Below are 18,034 nucleotides of genomic sequence, written 5' to 3'. Positions count from 1 at the left end.
GTGTGGCACTTTTGCGCTTTACTAGGCCTTAGATCAAAGACTGAGGCAAACAAATAGGCCCAATAGCAGTGCATGTCGTAAAATTAAGGGGTTTGGTCTTGCCTTCCCTTAACGGTCGACATGGAGCAGCAGCACAGCAGCCATTGATACGGTATGATGCTGGCTTTGTCCTATTCACTTAATTTTTGCCTGCCATTATGCATGACGATGTTCCCCGAAAATCCCAACGCGCGACTCGAAAGGGACGCGAACGCCGCGACAAAATCCTGGAAGTGGCTTCCGAGGTTTTTCGCGAGAATGGTTTTGAGGCCACATCCATGTCCCAAATCGCTGCATTGGCAGGCGGCTCCAAGGGCACGCTCTACAATTATTTCCCATCCAAAGAAGACCTCTTGCTGGCTGTCCTGCTGACAGGTGCCCAGGAATTTACCGAACAGGTTCTGACCAAGCTAGATTGCGAAGGTGATATCCGCCAGGAACTGCAGAGTTTCCTGCTGCCCATGCTGCGTAATCTGTACTCCAAGCAAACCGCCCAGCTCTTGCGTATCGTGGTCTCTGTCGGTGGACACAGCGACATCGGCAAACGCTTTATGGAGATGCTGGACGACCAGATCTGGGACGGAGTGCAGTGTTTCTTTGCTCACCATATCGAGCGTGGCACGCTACGCCGGCTGGACCCGGTATTAATGGTGGAACACTTCCGTTGCCTGAGCGAAGGCGAAATTGTATTGTTGCTCATGGGGGCGATGGAGCCCTGGAGTGAAGAGCGCATTCAAACTGAGACGGAACATATTCTGGATATGTTCTTACACGTTTACCAAATCGACGCAGCAAACTAATACCAGCCAATCAGCTGCAGCGCTGATTGTTCTGTCCATACACGGTTCCTCTCCCCTTAGCAGCGAACCCGTCAAGACACTCCGAATCCATGCCGCCCGATCCAGGGCGGTTACGGCCATTCCCCATCACGGCCTCTCACCCGCGCCCTGCCCTGTTCCGTTCTGCTCATCAGAATTGCAGCCTGCCCCTCTCCTTAGCCGCACACCAATAGGCACGAGCGCTTGGCAATACCTATACAAGCTTGTACAAGCACTCCAGCTAGCCAAAGCGCCAATATACTCACCTAGGCAGCAAGCGCTGCAAAACAAAATCGCATGAGCACGGCCAAGAGCCATAGCAAGAACAAAAGCACAAGATACGTCCCCAAAACGACAACACCCCGACATGGAAGCTCCATGTCGGGGTGTTAGGTCTTACCTGACTTGACCCGCGTACTGCCAGAGATTTCGCTAGCAGTAACTTACGTCTTAGACCTTGGCCAGACGTTGCCAGGTATCCACAACCGTATCCGGGTTCAGCGACAGCGAAATAATGCCTTCATCGCTCAGCCACTTGGCCAGATCAGGGTGGTCGCTGGGGCCTTGGCCACAAATACCCACGTATTTGTTTTGTGCCAGGCATGCCTTGATGGCACGACTGAGCATGAACTTCACAGCCTCGTCGCGCTCGTCGAAGTCGGCAGCCAGCAGCTCCATACCGGAGTCACGATCCAGACCCAGAGTCAACTGAGTCATGTCGTTGGAACCGATGGAGAAACCGTCAAAGTACTGCAGGAACTGCTCGGCCAGAATGGCGTTGGAAGGCACTTCGCACATCATGATCAGGCGCAGGCCGTTTTCGCCACGAGCCAGACCGTGGGAAGCCAACAGGTCCACAACACGTTCTGCCTGACCCAGGGTACGCACGAATGGCACCATGATTTCGACGTTGGTCAGACCCATTTCGTCACGCACTTTCTTCAGGGCTTCGCATTCCATCTTGAAGCATTCTGCGAAGTCTTCGGACAGGTAGCGAGCCACACCACGGAAGCCCAGCATGGGGTTCTCTTCCTCGGGTTCGTAGCGCGAACCACCCACCAGCTTGCGGTATTCGTTGGACTTGAAGTCCGACAGACGCACGATGACGGGCTTGGGGTAGAAGGAAGCGGCCAGAGTCGCAATACCTTCGGCCAGTTTTTCCACGAAGAAAGCACGTGGGCTGGCGTAGCCACGAGCCGCCGATTCCACTGCCTTTTTCAGGTCGCTATCCACATTGGGGTAGTCCAGAACGGCTTTGGGGTGAATCGCAATGTTGTTGTTGATGATGAATTCCAGACGAGCCAGACCCACACCATCGTTAGGAATTTGCGAGAAGTCGAAAGCCAGTTGGGGGTTACCCACGTTCATCATGACTTTCAGGCCGATCTCGGGCATTTGGCCCCAGCTGACTTCTTCGATCTCGGTTTCCAGCAGACCGTCGTAAATCCGGCCTTCGTCGCCTTCAGCACACGACACCGTCACTTCCTGACCTTCTTTCAGCACGTCTGTGGCGTTGTTGCAACCGACCACGGCAGGGATGCCCAGTTCGCGAGCAATAATCGCCGCGTGGCAGGTACGACCGCCACGGTTGGTGACGATAGCCGAAGCCAGCTTCATGATGGGTTCCCAGTTAGGGTCCGTCATGTCGGTGACCAGCACGTCGCCGGGTTTGACCAGATCCATCTCGGAGGCGTCTGCCACGATACGGACTTTGCCCGAACCGATCTTCTGACCAATAGCGCGGCCGGTAACCAGCACTTCGCCAGTGGCTTTCAGGCGGTAACGCTCTTGCACGTCGTTGCTGCCTTGCTGGGACTTAACGGTCTCAGGGCGGGCTTGCAGAATGTAGATCTTGCCGTCGATACCGTCACGACCCCACTCAATGTCCATAGGACGCTGGTAGTGTTTTTCAATGATGGTGGCGTAACGAGCCAGTTCGATCACTTCTTCGTCGCTCAGGGAGTAACGGTTGCGCTCGGACACCGGCACGTCTACGGTACGCACAGCGTGGTCCGTGGTACGGCCTTCGTCAAATTCCATCTTGATCAGCTTGGAGCCGATACGGCGGCTGATGATGGGGTAGTGACCAGAAGCCAGCGTTGGCTTGTACACGTAGAACTCGTCCGGATTGACCGAACCTTGAACCACGGTTTCGCCCAGGCCGTAAGAGGACGTCAAAAAGACCACATCCTTAAAGCCCGATTCAGTGTCCAGGGTGAACATCACACCAGCGCTGCCCTTGTCGGAGCGCACCATGCGCTGAATACCCGCGGACAGCGCCACTTCAGCGTGGGCGTAGCCCTTGTGCACGCGGTAGGAAATAGCACGGTCGTTGTACAGGGAGGCAAACACGTGGTGAATCTTGCTCAGCACCTCGTCGATGCCCACCACGTTCAGGTAGGTTTCTTGCTGACCAGCAAAGGAAGCGTCAGGCAAGTCTTCAGCGGTGGCGGAAGAGCGCACGGCAAACGAACCCTTGCCGTCTGCATCCAGTTCAGCAAACGCGTCACGTACGGCTTTTTCAAACTCGGCCGGGAATGGAGTGTCGATGATCCACTGGCGAATTTCGGCACCGGCAGCGGCCAGTTCACGAACGTCGTCGGCGTCCAGCGCGTCCAGACGCTGCTGAATGCGCTTGTCCAGATCGTTGTTTTTCAGGAAAACGCGGAATGCTTCGGCTGTTGTGGCAAAACCACCTGGCACGCGCACACCAGCGTCGGCCAGTTGACTGATCATTTCGCCCAGCGACGCGTTTTTACCGCCCACTGTGTCGACGTCCGTCATGCGGAGCTTGTCGAAACTAATTACGTAAGACATAAGTCACCTTGAATAGAAAAAAAAGCGTGTTTGCTTAAGGCAGTGATCCCAACAGCGCTGTCTGTGTGATCTGTCCTAAGCAAACCTGCCTTTCCATACCCCGATCCGAGCGGTAAATGGTAATCTTGCAAATTGTACCGTTTCCCGAGCATTGTGCACGACTTATTCCATGACATCTTCTCCTATTGAGCGTACCGTCTTTGTCGTTTCTGACAGCACGGGCATTACCGCCGAAACTTTCAGCAACTCCGTCCTGTCGCAATTCGCTCAATTCGAATTTCAGGCCGTCCGTATCCCCTTCATCGATACCATCGAGAAAGCCCAAGCTGTCGCTGATCGCATCAACCAATGCGCTCAAGAGCAAGGCCAGCAACCGCTGGTATTCAGCACCTTGGTTGACCCCAAGATGGCACACATTATTGGCGCGGCCAACTGCACTTTCCTGGATTTGTTTGGTGCCTTTGTACGACACATTGAACGCGCCCTGGGAGTGAAGTCCAGCCGTTCCGTAGGCCGTTCGCACTCCGGTGGCATGTCCAAGCGCTACAACAATCGCATTGAAGCCATCAACTTCAGTCTGGCGCACGACGATGGTCAGTACGTGAATGGTCTGGAACAAGCCGACGTGATTCTGGTGGGTGTATCCCGCTGCGGAAAAACGCCTACCAGCTTGTACTTGGCGATGCAGTACGCCGTCAAGGCCGCCAACTACCCCATCATTCCCGAAGATTTCCAGCGCGGCACGCTGCCCGCCACGCTGGCTCCCTACCGGAAAAAGATTTTTGGTCTGTCCATTCATCCAGACCGTCTGTCTGAAGTGCGTAATGAGCGCCGTCCGGGAAGCAAATACGCCACCATCGAGCAGTGCCGCATGGAAGTGGCTGAGGCGGAACGTTTAATGCGTATGGAAGGCATTCCCTGGCTGTCCACCACCACCAAATCCATCGAGGAAATCTCCACCAAGATTCTGGATGATGTCGGTTTGGACCGCCGCTCTTACTAAGGATTGAACAGCTAGTCCGGGCGATACCCCCTACGGGAGTATTCGGACAGCCTCAACATCAAGGCCTGATCTCGGTATCACACCGAACTCAGGCCTTTTTGTTGGCCGCTGCTACGGTGTCAGATCTGCTGCTTTTATCCGCACTCAATCCAACTTGCCCACCCAAACCTGCGGGTGCTGATCACTCCAGGGCAAGGCTTGCTCCAACTGGCCAGCCAAGCCAAACAAGAGGCATTCCTGGCCATAAGCGGCCGTAAACATCATGCCTATGGGTAAGGAAGTCGCCATATCCTGCCCGGCCGGCACCGACATGGAGGGTGAGCCACTGATATTGGCCAAAGCCGCAAAAGGTGCTTGCTTAAAGACGTGGGCAATCCAGCCCAGGCCATCCACCTGATCCTGTATCTGGTTGTACTCACCCACCCTCATGGGCAGCGCAGGTACGGTGGGAGTCATCAGGACATCATATTTCTGGAAATACACGCCCAGATTCCGGGAGACCGTATTACGCACGGCGATCGCCCCCAAAAGATCAATTCCGCTAATCTTCTTGCCGTAGGCATAGGCCGCCAACGTGGCCTGTTCCAGATACACCTCATTCACCGGCCGCCCGGTCGCTGCGGCAATGCCGTCTATCCACGCCGCCGTGTTCACATTCCAGAATTGGGCATTGGCGTGTACAAAAGCCTCCCAACTGACGCCGGAATCAAATACCAGGGGTTCGACCTGATGGCCCAGAGACTCCAGCACCGAGGCCATATCAATCGCCTTGCCGGCAATGACAGACTCGGTTTTATCACCGCTGGGCGGGTCCATCATCAACCCGATACGCAAAGCGCCTGGATTTTTCTTCACAGCCGATAGAAAGGTCTGAGGGGGTGCTGCCGTGTAATACGGCTCACCAATACCGGGACGGCTAATCGCATCCAGCAAAGCAGCGCTGTCTCGCACGCTACGACTGACGCCCAGGTGGGCCAGCAAACCGCTCCAGACCTCATCTTGCAGGGGGCCGCTGGAGACCCGCCCCCGAGTGGGCTTCAAGCCGAACAAGCCGTTCACAGCCGCCGGGACACGAATAGAGCCACCGCCGTCAGTTGCGTGAGCCACCGGCACCATCCCTGCCGCGACCGCGGCTGCCGAGCCTCCTGTCGAGCCACCGGCATTAAAGGCAGGGTTCCAGGGGTTCAGCGTAGGGCCTACGCAGCGCGCCTCCGTCGTTGTACTGATGGCAAATTCCGAGGTCGTGGTTCGACCCAGGGTGACCAGTCCCGCCTCCTTATAGAGGCTCATCAAAGTACTGTCCGCATCCATGACCATACCTTGCGCCAGCTTGCTACCCAGCTCGTAGCGTTTGCCCTTCATGGTGATGGCCAGATCTTTAATCAAAAACGGGACACCGTAAAGTACGGAGTCCCGGTCAGCATGGGGGTCAATCTCCCCGTCCCAGCTCTCTACCACCGCATTGATTTTGCTGTTCAATGCATCAACCGCTTTCTTGCCCACCTGACTTAATTCTTGAACACTGATGTGTTTCTTGGCAACCAGCTCAGCCAACGCCAAGGCATCATAGGTCGCGTATTCGCTAAGTTTCATTGTTGACCTCATCTGAAAAAGATTAGGAATCCAACCGGATACAACGATGGAGCGATACAAGGTGACAAAGCGGCCCTCAGGGAGCCGCTAGCAGACAAGCGTCAATGCCCTATGCACTCAATGCTCGCGTAGCGATAAGCAGACGCCTTACTAGATGATTTACTTGATTTTAAAAGTGGAGACAAGAGCGACATCAAGAAAGAAGTCACTGACACCGGCTGACTCTTCACGGTGCGGTGCAACCAAGCCGCCAAGACTAGCGGCTGTGCTGACGACGCTGCTCGTACAAACAAAGGGCGGTGGCAATCGCCACGTTCAAGGACTCCACGCCGGGCGCCTGAGGGATGAACAAACACTGATTCGCTTTGGTCAGCAAGGCCGGGCTAACACCCTGCCCTTCATTGCCAAAAACCCAAATTCCCTGGTCGGGCAAGCTGGATTCATACAGGTCCTGGGCATCTGGCCCCAAGGAGGTCACCAGCACCGGCAAGGCAGCTTTTTCAAGCAGAGCCACACCATCGACCTGCTCATGGATTTGAATGGAGAAATGGGCGCCCTGTGCACTACGCAGCACTTTCTGAGACCAGACGCTGGCACAGCCTGGCGTCAGATACACGGCCTCCAACCCCACCGCCACCGCCGTTCGCAAGACGGTGCCCACATTACCCGGGTCTTGAACCTGATCCAGCAAGATGGCACGTTTTGTGGGAGCCGTCCAAACCTGCCCTCGAGGTACGCGAACAATAAAGCCTATGCCCTGCCCCTGACCAACTTGGGATACGGCATTCATCAAGGTTGCATTGAAGGTCACACTGCTATGGCCTGGCAAGAAGCGCGCCAGTTCGAGCAACTCGTCCGAGTGGCGGTCCATCTCGAAAACCGCCAGTTCCGGCAAACCTCGGCGCTCCAGCCACATCTGGCATAGATGAATGCCTTCCAACCAAATCAACTGATCGCCCCCGTCCAGCTCGCGTTTATCGTGAGCCAGGCGCTGCACCCGTTTGAACAGCGCATTATCTTTGGATTCAATCAGCCTCATTTTCTTCAACTTACCTAACTAGAGATGCGCGTACCGGCGCGAAACTTCGACGATGCTCGGGGCAAGGCCCGTGCTGAGACAAACGGTCCAAATGCAAGGCCGTCCCGTAGCCTTTGTGCTGATCAAAACCGTATTCAGGATAGTCTCGGTGTAATTCCAGACAGACCGCATCCCGCGCTGTTTTCGCCAAAATGGATGCGGCCGCAATGGCAGCATGGCTGGCGTCACCTTTGATGATGGCTTCTGCCGGGCAGCACAGGCCAGTGGGAATACGATTGCCATCCACCAAGGCTTGCTCAGGTTTGACGCTCAGGCCATTACAGGCTCGTTGCATCGCCAGCATGGCGGCGTGCAAAATATTGATGTCATCAATTTCTGCGACGGTCGCGCTGGCAATTTCCCAGGCCAAAGCCCTTTCCTTGATCAGAACGGCCAAGGCTTCACGCCGTTTGGCGGTCAGCTTCTTGGAGTCGTTCAGGCCTTCAATGGGATTGTTCGGGTCCAGAATCACAGCAGCGGCAAAGACGGGACCGGCCAATGGGCCACGCCCCGCTTCATCCAGCCCCGCCACCAAACCTGCCGAGACATCACTGACCAATAAATCCAGCTGCTTCATGCACGTGCCATATTCAAAATAACCTCGGCCGCCAAAGCAGGCGTGTCCCTGCGCAAGGTCAAATGCATCTCGGTAAAGATTTGCTCGATATGCGCCACATAGCTCTGATCGCTCAAGGCTTTCCAGCACGCTTGCGCCAGTTTCGCTGGCTGGGCATCTTCTTGTAGCAGTTCGGGTACGACAAAATCCCGAGCCAGCACATTGGGCAAACCCACCCAGGGCACATAAGGCCTGTCCTGACCGGACTTCCACCGTATGATGCGCTCCATCATGGGGCTGAGCACATACGAAATAACCATAGGCCGCTTGTACAAGGCAGTTTCCAGGCTGGCAGTACCACTGGCCACCAACACAGCGTCACTGGCTTCCATCACCGTCCAGGCAGGTGGGCGAACCACGCCTTCCGAATCAGGCTGACGAATACCGACCGTATTGGCATCAATAATGTGTAAATTGCGGATGGGATGCTGAGCCAGCGCTTCCTCAAACTCCTGACGACGCTTGGGATTCACCATAGGCACCAGAATCGTCAGATCCGGATCCTGGTCCTGCAAGATCTGCACGGCCTGCAAAAAGCGCGGTGACAGCATCTTGACCTCGGAGGAGCGGCTGCCAGGCAGCACGCCCAGAATACGGCCTGTCTCGGGCAAGCCCAGGCGACAGCGAGCGTCAGCCTTATCCGGCTGCAAGGGAATATTCGCCGCCAAGGGATGGCCCACATAGGTCACCGGAATGCCTTCCTTTTCGTAGATCTCGGTCTCGAAAGGAAACAGTACCAGCATATGAGACACCGCTTCGCGGATTTTGTGGATGCGCTCATAGCGCCAGGCCCAGATCGAGGGCCCCACAAAGTGCACCGTCGGCACACCGGCCTGACGCAAACGATGCTCCAGGCGCAAATTGAAGTCCGGGGCGTCAATACCCACAAACACATCCGGACACTGGCGCAACCACTGATTGCGCATGCCCAAATAAGTGGAGACCAGCCCCGGAATACGTTTGAGCGCCTCGACGTAACCAAATACCGTCAAGGCGTCCATGGGATAGTATTGGTGAAATTGCTGGGCGGCCATCTCGGGGCCGCCTATGCCTTCTACCTGCACGCCAGGATTGCCCTGGCGCAGCCCTTGAATGATACGGGCCGCCAGCAAATCGCCAGACGGCTCGCCCGCTACCATTCCTATATACAGATCCCGCTTGGCCCCTGTTTGCCCCGACCCGTCTGAACGTGCCGCTAATGGGCTGGAGGCGCTGCTCATGGTCTGCAAATACCCCGGCTGGAGTCATTCAGAAAGTCGATCATGACCTGTACGGCCGCACGGCACTCAGGCTGCGTTTCCTGCAAGGCTTGCATCTGCTCCACGGCCTGCTCCACCGTCAGCTTGCGACGATACAGCAGCTTGTAGCTTTCCTTCACCGCCGAAATCGCTTCAGCCGAGAAGTTGCGACGGCCCAAGCCTTCGCTATTCACACCGACAGGACGGAAAGGATCGCCTGCACCAATCACGTAAGGAGGAATATCCTGACGCACCGAGCTGGTACCACCAATCATGCTGTGTGCGCCGATACGACCGAACTGATGCACAGCCGTCAAACCGCCCAGAATGGCCCAGTCGCCAATATGCACGTGGCCGCCCAGTTGGACGCTGTTGGCGATAATCGTGTGATTGGCAATCTGGCAATCATGTGCAATGTGGGTGTAGGCCATGATCCAGTTGTCATTGCCGACACGGGTCACACCGACATCCTGCACCGTACCGGTATTGATGGTGACGTACTCACGAACCATATTGCCATCGCCGATTTCCAGACGAGTCGGTTCACCCGCGTACTTCTTGTCCTGCGGCATGCCACCAATGGAGCAGAAACGGTAGAAATGGTTGTTGCAACCAATCGTGGTCACGCCATCAATCACGCAGTGGGGCCCCACTTTGGTGCCCGCCCCTATCGTGACATTAGGCCCAATGATGCTGTAAGGCCCGACCTCGACATCATCTGCAAGCTGAGCGCCCGCTTCGATGATGGCCGTTTCATGAATACGCATAAACTATTCTTCCAATTGACGGATCGCACACATAATTTTAGCTTCGGCAACCACTTGGCCATCAACCAAGGCACGGCCCGTGTACTTGCACAAGGCGCGGCTGATGCGATCCGCGGTCACTTCCAAACGCAACTGATCGCCTGGCATCACGGGTTTGCGAAAACGCGCGCCATCCACACCAACCAGGTAATAGGCTAGCTTGTTGTCCACCTTGGCGTACGGATCCTCAGGATCGGTAAAAGAGAACAGCGCCGCTGCCTGAGCCATGGCTTCAATGATCAAGACCCCAGGCATAACCGGCATGTGCGGAAAGTGACCCGTAAAAAAGGGTTCATTCATCGACACGTTTTTAATGGCGACGATGCTCTTGCCGGGCACCAGTTCCAAGACGCGATCAACCAGCAGCATCGGGTAACGATGAGGGAGGCGATCCATAATTTGTCGAATGTCGAGTTCCATGTCCTGTCCTGCTTATTTTTGTTTATTGATATGTTCAGATGATTCATTTGCCCCATCAGCCTGCTGACGCTCCAAAGAGCGCAGGCGACGGCGCAAACCGCTCAATTGCCCCAGCACGGCAGCGTTTTTCTGCCAGTCCTGATGCCCAGCAAAGGGATAAACCCCGGTATAACGTCCAGGCTGACTGATATTGGAGGTGACAGCCGTACCGCCAGAGACGTGTACATCGTCACCCAAGACCAGGTGACCCGAGAGCATCGCTGCCCCGGCGATCGTACAACGCGCCCCAATCTGGGTAGAGCCGGCCACCCCCACACACGCCGCCATGGCCGTGTGCTCGCCGACCTGCACGTTGTGCCCGATCATAATCTGGTTGTCCAGCTTGACGCCGTTGGCCAACACGGTGTCATCCAGTGCACCACGGTCCACCGTCGTATTGGCGCCGATTTCAACATCGTCGCCAATACGCACGTGGCCGATCTGTGCAATCTTGGCCCAGGCACCCTTGCCTTTCACTGGATCCGGCGCAAAACCAAAACCGTCCGCGCCCAGCACTACGCCCGAATGCAAAATGGCGCGAGCACCGATATGCACCTGGTGGTAAAGAGTGACACGCGCATGCAGTAAACAGTCTGGCCCCAAGGTAGATCCTGCGCCAATCACGCAATGCGCACCCAAACGGGTGCCACGTCCGATCTTGACGCCGGCCTCCACCACGCAAAAGGGCCCGACCGACACGCCCTCGCCCAATTGAGCACTAGGGTCAATCACCGCACTGGGATGGATGCCCTGGGGCAAATCCGCCATGCGCACCTGATCAAAACGCTGAGCCAGCAGCGCATACATTAGATAAGGCTCTGAGCACAAAACCGGAATAAAGGACGGTGTAAAGCCCAGATCCTCGTAGACCTGTGGCGTCAAAATCACCACCGCAGCACGGGTCTGCTCCAGCAGATCCTGCATCTTGGGATTGGACAGAAAGCTGATTTCTTCCGGACCCGCAGAAAGTAAAGAGCCTAGGCCCCGAATCCGGGGCATAGGCTCTTTAATGCCTTCTGGCAGCTTGCAATCCAGTCCGGTCTTGTTGATGGCGTCTATGAGTTCAGACAGCTGTACAGCCTGATCAACGTTCAGCAATACCGGCATAGTGCATCAACCGCCCAGTGCTTTCAGAACTTCCTCGGTGATGTCCACACGTGGGCTAACGGTGACCGCGTCCTGAATGATCAGGTCGTAGCCTTGCGAGTCAGCAATACGCTTGATAGCGGCATCAGCCTGCTCAACGATGGCCGAGAACTCTTCATTGCGGCGACGATTGAAGTCTTCCTGGAATTCGCGGCGCTTGCGCTGCAAATCGGAATCCAGGTCAGCCAGTTGACGCTGACGCTTCACACGATCGGACTCGGACAAGACAGGAGCATCCTTGTCGAACTTCTGAGCTTGCGAACGCAGGTTGTTGGCCATGCGCTCCAGCTCTTCGTCACGACGCTTGAATTCTGCTTCGATTTTGGTTTGGGCCGCTTTGGCAGGCTTGGAATCACGCAAAATGCGCTCTGTGCTGACAAAACCAATTTTGGTCTGGGCCTGAACAACAGGAGCAGCGGTCATGGCGCCGACACCCAGCGCGGCAGCCAGAACGAGCGCGTTATTGCCACGCGACAAGCTGCGGGCGATGTTTGTAAGTTTTAATGCGATGTTTGACTTCATGAAAAATCTACCTTGCTAATTAGGCTGCAGAATAGTGCAATTGTGCCACTAAACACGAACATCAGAAAGCGGTACCAATCTGGAACTGGAAGGCTTGTTTATCGTCGCCTTCCTTGGCGCGCAAGGCGCGACCATAGGACAACTGCAACGGACCGAGTGGGGACTCCCACGACAAGCCCAGACCTGCAGCGTACTTCCAACCGCATGGATCCTCCGACAAACGGTCAGGACGACCCATTGGGCAACCACCGCTGGTGTTGTCAACTTTACCGGCATCGGCAAAGACGAACCAACGCAACGTACGGTCACGTGAGGCACCGGGGAATGGCAGATACAGTTGAGCGTTGGCAATCATTCGACGCGAACCACCCAGGTAGTCGCCCGTCAAGATATCGCGTCCGCCCAAGGATGCACCTTCGTAGCCACGTACCGACCCGATACCACCGGCGTATACGTTCTTGATCACCGGGAAACTCTTGCCACCGATGCTGCGACCGTAGTCAATCGCCCCGTTCAGAGCCAGCGTGTAAGCACGCCCCAAAGGAATATAGTGCTGATGGCTGGCACGCAGCATGTAATAGCGCAAATCCATCGTACCCATATCAGCCGACAGACTGGTCAAGCTGCCCTTGTTGGGAGCAATCGCGCTGTCGCGAGTATCTTTGGACCAACCCAGGTTGAAAATAAAGGTGTTGGTGCCTTCACCGTACTCGTTTACGTAATCCTGATAGGCACGGGGTGTGTACTGCGGGCTCAGGCGCGAGAGCTTGTTGTGCTCGAAGTTCACGCCCATGAATACACGGTCGTACTCGGAAATAGGCACACCGAAGTTCAAACCGGCACCGATTGCGGTGTTCTGGTAATCACCCCAACCATCATTGGACTGGTAAGGCGTGGTACGACGGTAGTAAATCGAGGTGGTCTTGCTGATGCCGTCACCTGTCCAGAAAGGATTGGTATGGCTGATCACCGCCGCACGGTTCACTTTACTGGTATTGACCTGCAAGGACAGACTGTTACCACTACCGAAGATGTTGTCCTGACTGATACCGGCTGACAGCATCAGCTTGTCAGTCGAACCGTAACCAATACCGAGGTTAACCAAGCCGGTGGGCTTTTCTTTCACGTCCACGTTCACGTCGACCTGGTCAGGCGAACCCGGTACAGGCTTGGTATTCACATCTACTTCATTGAAGTAGCCCAGACGGTCGATACGGTCACGCGAGAACTTGATGGCGTCCGAGTCATACCAGGCCGCTTCCTGCTGACGCATTTCACGACGCACCACTTCATCACGGGTACGGACGTTTCCACCCACCTCAATACGGCGCACATACACGCGACGACCGGGATCGACGTAGAAGGTCAAGTCAGCCGTGTGATTTTCGCGATCCAGCACCGGGTTCGGGTTGGCATTCGCAAAGGCATAACCCAAGCCACCCAGATATTCGGTGATCGATTTTACGGTAGCGCTGGTCTTGTCCGAGGAAAACACTTCGCCTTCTTTTTGCTGCACCATCGGCTCGATCTTGTCTTCCAGACCCAGCAGATCACCGGCCAATTTCACGCTGCTCAAGGTGTAGGGCTGGCCCTCGTGAATGGTCAGGGTAATGAAAATGTCTTTGCGATCGGGCGAAATCGATACCTGAGGCGCTTCGGCCGAGTACTCCAGGAAACCACGATTCAGGTAGTAGGAGCGGATACGCTCCATATCCCCTTCCAGTTTTTCGCGGGAGTATTTATCAGTGCCGGTGTACCAGGTCATCATGCCCGAGGTCGTCAGCTCCATCTGATCGAGCAAGTCACCTTGAGAGACGGCTTCCGTACCGACGATGCGGATTTCCTTGATCTTGGCCAAGCCACCCTCAAAGATGTCAAAGCTGACACCGACGCGGTTACGTGGCAAAGGCGTGATGATAGGCGTGATTTCCACACCATACTTGCCCTTGGACAAGTACTGTTGTTTCAGCTCGAATTCAGCACGTTCCAACATGGAACGGTCAAAAACCCGGCCTTCTCCAAAGCCTACCTGGGCCAGGGAGTTGATAATATTCTTGGCGTCGAACTCGCGCATGCCATTAAAAGACACGGAGGCGATGGTTGGACGCTCCTTGACGTTAACGATCAGCACATTGGTGCTGGTGTCAATTTGCACGTCACTGAAAAAACCGGTGGCGTACAAGCGCTGAATCGCGTCTGCCGCCTGCTCTTCCGAGAAGGACTCACCGACCTTGACAGGCAAAGACGAGAACACGGCACCGGGATCGACCCGCTGGATGCCATTGACTTGAATATCGCGCACGACAAACGGTGCAAATGCATTCGCCAAGGCGGGGGCAAGCAGACTTGCCACCAATACGGGCAGAACACGCAACGCAAAAGTAGGTTTCCGGCTAAACGACATCCTGGACAATCCTTGGTCGGTCAAATGGTTGGAAATTGTATGCCACCCGCTCTCAACTGAAAAGACGGGTGATGTCATTAAAAAAAGCAATACTCATCAGCACGGCCAACAAGGCCAAACCCAGCCGTTGACCGACAAGCATCATACGCTCCGAAGCGGGCTTGCCGCGCACGGCTTCGATGGCATAGTACAGTAGATGCCCACCGTCTAGCATAGGTACGGGCAATAAATTCAGTAAACCAATGCTAATACTGATCAAGGCCAAGAAATTCAGGTAGGCAATAAAGCCAATACGCGCTGTCTGACCTGCATAATCCGCAATAGTAACCGGCCCGCTGACATTACGTACAGAGACATCCCCGGTAATCATGCGCCCGATCATCTTCAAAGAGAACCAAAAAGTCTGCCCGGTACGGGTAAATCCGCGCTCCACGCTCTCGATGGGCCCATACCGCACCAAGGTCATGGGCATATCCATAGCCACTTGGGCACCAATACGCCCTTGTGCCTTGGCATCGCCCTGGGGAGTAAGCAGCAGGCGTTGAATTTCACCCTCGCGCAGCACCTCAAGCTCAAGTGTCTTACCCGCAGATTGTTGCACCTTTTGAACGAACGCCGTAATTCCAGGCTCGATCAAATCATCCAGCCGGAGAATAAGGTCGTCTTTTTTCAGACCTGCTTGTTCGGCTGCCGTATCTTTAAACACTTCTTGGACAACGGATCGTGCCGGGCGTAACATCAGCCCAGCCTTGGCCATCAGGTCCTGCCCGTCCGGCAAAATCTCGCCAGCCGGTAATGTCAGGTAACGATTTTCTTCTCGTCCCAGCAGGTCCTTGACTCCCACTTCGAGCTCGCCGCCCGAGGACAAGGCATCCATAAAGGCCCAGCGCGCCTGCAACCAGGAATCCACAGGTTTGCCATCCACCGAGACCAGACGATCCCCAGCCTGGAAACCGGCCTGAGCCGCTGGCGTGCCTTCTGGGACGGGACCGATTTGCGCGACGGGCTCCTGGGTTCCTAACAACCCTACAAAAGCATAAATCACCACAGCCAGAATCAGGTTGGCCATTGGACCAGCCAGCACAATCGCGGCACGCTGTCGCAGGGGCTTGTGATTGAAGGACTCGTCGATCTGTGCCTGCGTTGCATGAGCAGGCGGATCATTTTGCATGGCGACGTAGCCGCCCAAAGGAAGAGCAGAGACAGCCCATTCGGTGCCGTTCTTGTCGAAACGACGGTACAGCACCTTGCCAAAACCGATAGAAAAACGCTCTACACGCACGCCGCAACGACGAGCCACCCAGTAGTGGCCAAGCTCGTGAAAAGTCACCAGCACGCCCAAGGCTACCAAGAAAGCCAGAACCGTGAAGAGCATGTTAATTCCTGTTAAATACGCGCAGAGACTCTGCAGTAATCCAGCGCCAGCGAACGGGTCTCGCTATCCAGCTCCAACACCCCTTCCAGAGCCTCTAAGGCCTGGCTGGCACGGCCATTGAGCCTGTCCAGACAATGCTCAATCACCGCCGGAATCTGAGTATAGCCAATCTGCCTTTCCAAGAAGCGGTCTACGGCAATTTCATTGGCGGCATTCAAAGTCACGCAGGCAGCCTGACTGCTGCGCAAAGCATCATAGGCCAATCGCAGACAGGGAAAACGCACAAAATCAGGCTGTTCAAAGTCCAGGCGACCCATTGTGGCCAGATCCAACAAGCCTACGCCGCTGTACAAGCGTTCCGGAAAGCCCAGACCGTAGGCAATCGCCGTGCGCATGTCGGGCTGCCCCAATTGCGCCATCACCGAGCCATCTATGTACTCAACCATGGAGTGAATCACGCTTTGCGGATGCACCACCACATCAATCTGCTCAACGGGCACCGAGAACAACCAATGCGCCTCAATAACTTCCAGGCCTTTATTCAGCATAGTGGCTGAATCCACCGAAATTTTGCGGCCCATGCTCCAGTTGGGATGCGCACAGGCTTGCTCGGGGGTCACCTCATCCAGCTCGGCCAAGCTGCGCGAGCGAAACGGTCCACCGGAAGCTGTCACCAAGAGACGGCGTAGAGCAGCCACAGGCTGACCGGGCTCCGCAGGTAACTCACCGGCCAGACATTGGTAGATGGCGCTGTGTTCGGAGTCGATAGGCATCAATTGCGCCCCGCCCTCTTGCACGGCTTGCATGAAGATACGGCCCGCAGCGACCAGCGCTTCTTTATTGGCCAGCAACACCCGCTTGCCCGCACGAGCCGCAGCCAGGGCCGAAGGCAGACCTGCTGCCCCGATAATCGCGGCCATCACCGTCGTTACTTGTGGGTCTGCCGCCGTATCGGCCAGAGCTTGGGCACCTACCCGGATCTCGGGCAAGACACCACCCTGCCACGCCGCCAGAAAGCGGCTACGCGCGGCTTCATCAGGCACCAGAACAACCCGGGCGGCACTGTCACGAGCTTGCTGGGCCAGCAGCTCCATACGAGTGTGGCCGCTCACGGCATAAACCGCCATCCGCTCCGGATGACGAGCAATCACATCCAGTGTGCTGATACCAATAGAGCCAGTGGCCCCTAACACACAAACATGCTGGAAACTCATGAGTTCTTCCTTGACGCAAACACTTAGTTCCACGCAGGACTAAAAGAGCCATGCCCCACTTAACAGCAAGGCTACGGGAGCAACCGGCAGCAAGGCGTCGATACGGTCGTAGACTCCACCATGGCCGGGCAATAATTGACTGGAATCTTTCACAGCGGCACGGCGCTTGAGCAAAGACTCGAACAAATCACCTACGATCGACAAGGCCGCCAGGGCAACACCCAAAACAGCCGTGGCAACCCACCCCCAACGTTGCTGCACGTCGGCACCAAAGCTGCCTGCCCAATTTGCGCTTATCACCATCCATACCGCCGCAGCGGCCATACCGCCAACCGCTCCAGCCCAGGTCTTGCCGGGACTGACACGCGGGGCCAGTTTGGCCTTACCAAAAGCACGACCCGTGAAGTAGGCTGCGATATCCGCCGCCCAGATCAGAACCAATAGGGAGAGCACATACACAATGCCCTGCGTGTACAAGAAAAGAGACAGGCTGGCCCACGCGACCAAGGGAGCCAGCACACCCATCACACTGAGCAAAACACCTTGAGCTCGTTGTGTGGCCTGACCCTGCAACACCAGCCCTGTCGCACCAACGATCCACCATGCCGCCATTAACGGCACCAGGGCACGGTACACCAGATCAGCCGCCTGCTCTTGTGGACCTGTGTCATACCAGTACACGCTTAGCCACAACATCAAGGCACCGTTAAGCAAGGCCAAGGGCCATGCCCAACGCTGCTGATCCTCAGACAGACTCAGACGCTCCCACTCCCAGCACGCCAACGTACTCATCAGCACAAAGATGGCCAACAAGGGCCAGCGCACGGGGGCAAGCATGGCCGCGCCCAGAATCACCAGCAAGATCAGGGCGGTGATGACTCGTTGTTTCAACATAGATAAGGCTCC

The 18,034-nt window shown here is 55.9% G+C and carries 15 protein-coding genes; 2 read left to right on the top strand and 13 right to left on the bottom strand.

Translation table 11 applies throughout. The annotated features are described in order from the left end of the window. Positions 1-197: 197 nt before the first annotated feature. Positions 198-839, top strand: a complete 642-nt coding sequence (locus tag AB7E06_RS05130; RefSeq protein ID WP_234354308.1) for a TetR/AcrR family transcriptional regulator — start codon at positions 198-200, stop codon at positions 837-839. A gap of 468 nt (positions 840-1,307) precedes the next feature. On the opposite strand, the gene ppsA is transcribed toward AB7E06_RS05130, so the two are convergent. Then, entirely contained in the window at positions 1,308-3,674 is a 2,367-nt protein-coding gene (ppsA, locus tag AB7E06_RS05125) for a phosphoenolpyruvate synthase (protein WP_094196806.1), read from the bottom strand. Positions 3,675-3,843: 169 nt separating this feature from the next. On the opposite strand from ppsA, the gene ppsR reads away from it, so the two are divergent. Continuing rightward, a complete protein-coding gene (gene ppsR, locus AB7E06_RS05120) occupies positions 3,844-4,677 on the top strand; it encodes a posphoenolpyruvate synthetase regulatory kinase/phosphorylase PpsR (protein WP_094196807.1) in 834 nt (277 codons plus the stop codon). A 144-nt stretch (positions 4,678-4,821) separates the two neighbouring features. Here ppsR and AB7E06_RS05115 read toward each other — a convergent pair whose 3' ends face one another. The 12 genes from AB7E06_RS05115 to AB7E06_RS05060 all read right to left on the bottom strand — a co-directional run bounded on the left by AB7E06_RS05115 (position 4,822) and on the right by AB7E06_RS05060 (position 18,022). Continuing rightward, a complete protein-coding gene (locus AB7E06_RS05115) occupies positions 4,822-6,270 on the bottom strand; it encodes an amidase (RefSeq protein WP_427955500.1) in 1,449 nt (482 codons plus the stop codon). A 256-nt stretch (positions 6,271-6,526) separates the two neighbouring features. After that, a complete protein-coding gene (locus tag AB7E06_RS05110) occupies positions 6,527-7,309 on the bottom strand; it encodes a TrmH family RNA methyltransferase (protein ID WP_094196808.1) in 783 nt (260 codons plus the stop codon). A gap of 10 nt (positions 7,310-7,319) precedes the next feature. Next, positions 7,320-7,925, bottom strand: coding sequence for a ribonuclease HII (gene rnhB, locus AB7E06_RS05105; RefSeq protein ID WP_094196809.1), 606 nt, complete (start codon positions 7,923-7,925; stop codon positions 7,320-7,322). Further along, positions 7,922-9,103 carry a lipid-A-disaccharide synthase gene (gene lpxB / locus AB7E06_RS05100; protein ID WP_427955668.1) on the bottom strand — a complete coding sequence of 394 codons (1,182 nt, stop codon included), beginning with the start codon at positions 9,101-9,103 and terminating at the stop codon, positions 7,922-7,924. The genes rnhB and lpxB overlap by 4 nt, the downstream gene beginning before the upstream one ends. A gap of 77 nt (positions 9,104-9,180) precedes the next feature. After that, on the bottom strand, positions 9,181-9,969 hold the full coding sequence (gene lpxA / locus AB7E06_RS05095; protein ID WP_094196811.1) for an acyl-ACP--UDP-N-acetylglucosamine O-acyltransferase: 789 nt from the start codon (positions 9,967-9,969) through the stop codon (positions 9,181-9,183). Positions 9,970-9,972: 3 nt separating this feature from the next. Beyond that, positions 9,973-10,428, bottom strand: a complete 456-nt coding sequence (gene fabZ / locus AB7E06_RS05090; protein ID WP_003799758.1) for a 3-hydroxyacyl-ACP dehydratase FabZ — start codon at positions 10,426-10,428, stop codon at positions 9,973-9,975. 12 nt (positions 10,429-10,440) lie between these two features. Further along, on the bottom strand, positions 10,441-11,574 hold the full coding sequence (gene lpxD, locus AB7E06_RS05085; protein WP_108727528.1) for a UDP-3-O-(3-hydroxymyristoyl)glucosamine N-acyltransferase: 1,134 nt from the start codon (positions 11,572-11,574) through the stop codon (positions 10,441-10,443). Positions 11,575-11,580: 6 nt separating this feature from the next. Next, positions 11,581-12,135, bottom strand: a complete 555-nt coding sequence (locus AB7E06_RS05080; protein ID WP_094196813.1) for an OmpH family outer membrane protein — start codon at positions 12,133-12,135, stop codon at positions 11,581-11,583. Between the two features lie 61 nt (positions 12,136-12,196). Beyond that, positions 12,197-14,539 carry an outer membrane protein assembly factor BamA gene (bamA, locus tag AB7E06_RS05075; RefSeq protein WP_094196814.1) on the bottom strand — a complete coding sequence of 781 codons (2,343 nt, stop codon included), beginning with the start codon at positions 14,537-14,539 and terminating at the stop codon, positions 12,197-12,199. Between the two features lie 52 nt (positions 14,540-14,591). Next, positions 14,592-15,914 (bottom strand): RIP metalloprotease RseP, encoded by a 1,323-nt coding sequence (gene rseP, locus AB7E06_RS05070; RefSeq protein WP_427955492.1) that lies wholly within the window; start codon positions 15,912-15,914, stop codon positions 14,592-14,594. A gap of 11 nt (positions 15,915-15,925) precedes the next feature. After that, positions 15,926-17,128, bottom strand: coding sequence for a 1-deoxy-D-xylulose-5-phosphate reductoisomerase (locus AB7E06_RS05065; protein WP_094196816.1), 1,203 nt, complete (start codon positions 17,126-17,128; stop codon positions 15,926-15,928). A 39-nt stretch (positions 17,129-17,167) separates the two neighbouring features. After that, entirely contained in the window at positions 17,168-18,022 is an 855-nt protein-coding gene (locus AB7E06_RS05060; protein ID WP_406611971.1) for a phosphatidate cytidylyltransferase, read from the bottom strand. Positions 18,023-18,034 lie beyond the last annotated feature (12 nt).

It is taken from the genome of Alcaligenes sp. (assembly GCF_050255915.1).
GTDB classification, from domain to species: Bacteria; Pseudomonadota; Gammaproteobacteria; order Burkholderiales; family Burkholderiaceae_B; genus Alcaligenes; species Alcaligenes aquatilis.
Note: the sequence above shows the minus strand (reverse complement) of the source record. Positions and strands in the feature narration are given on the sequence as shown.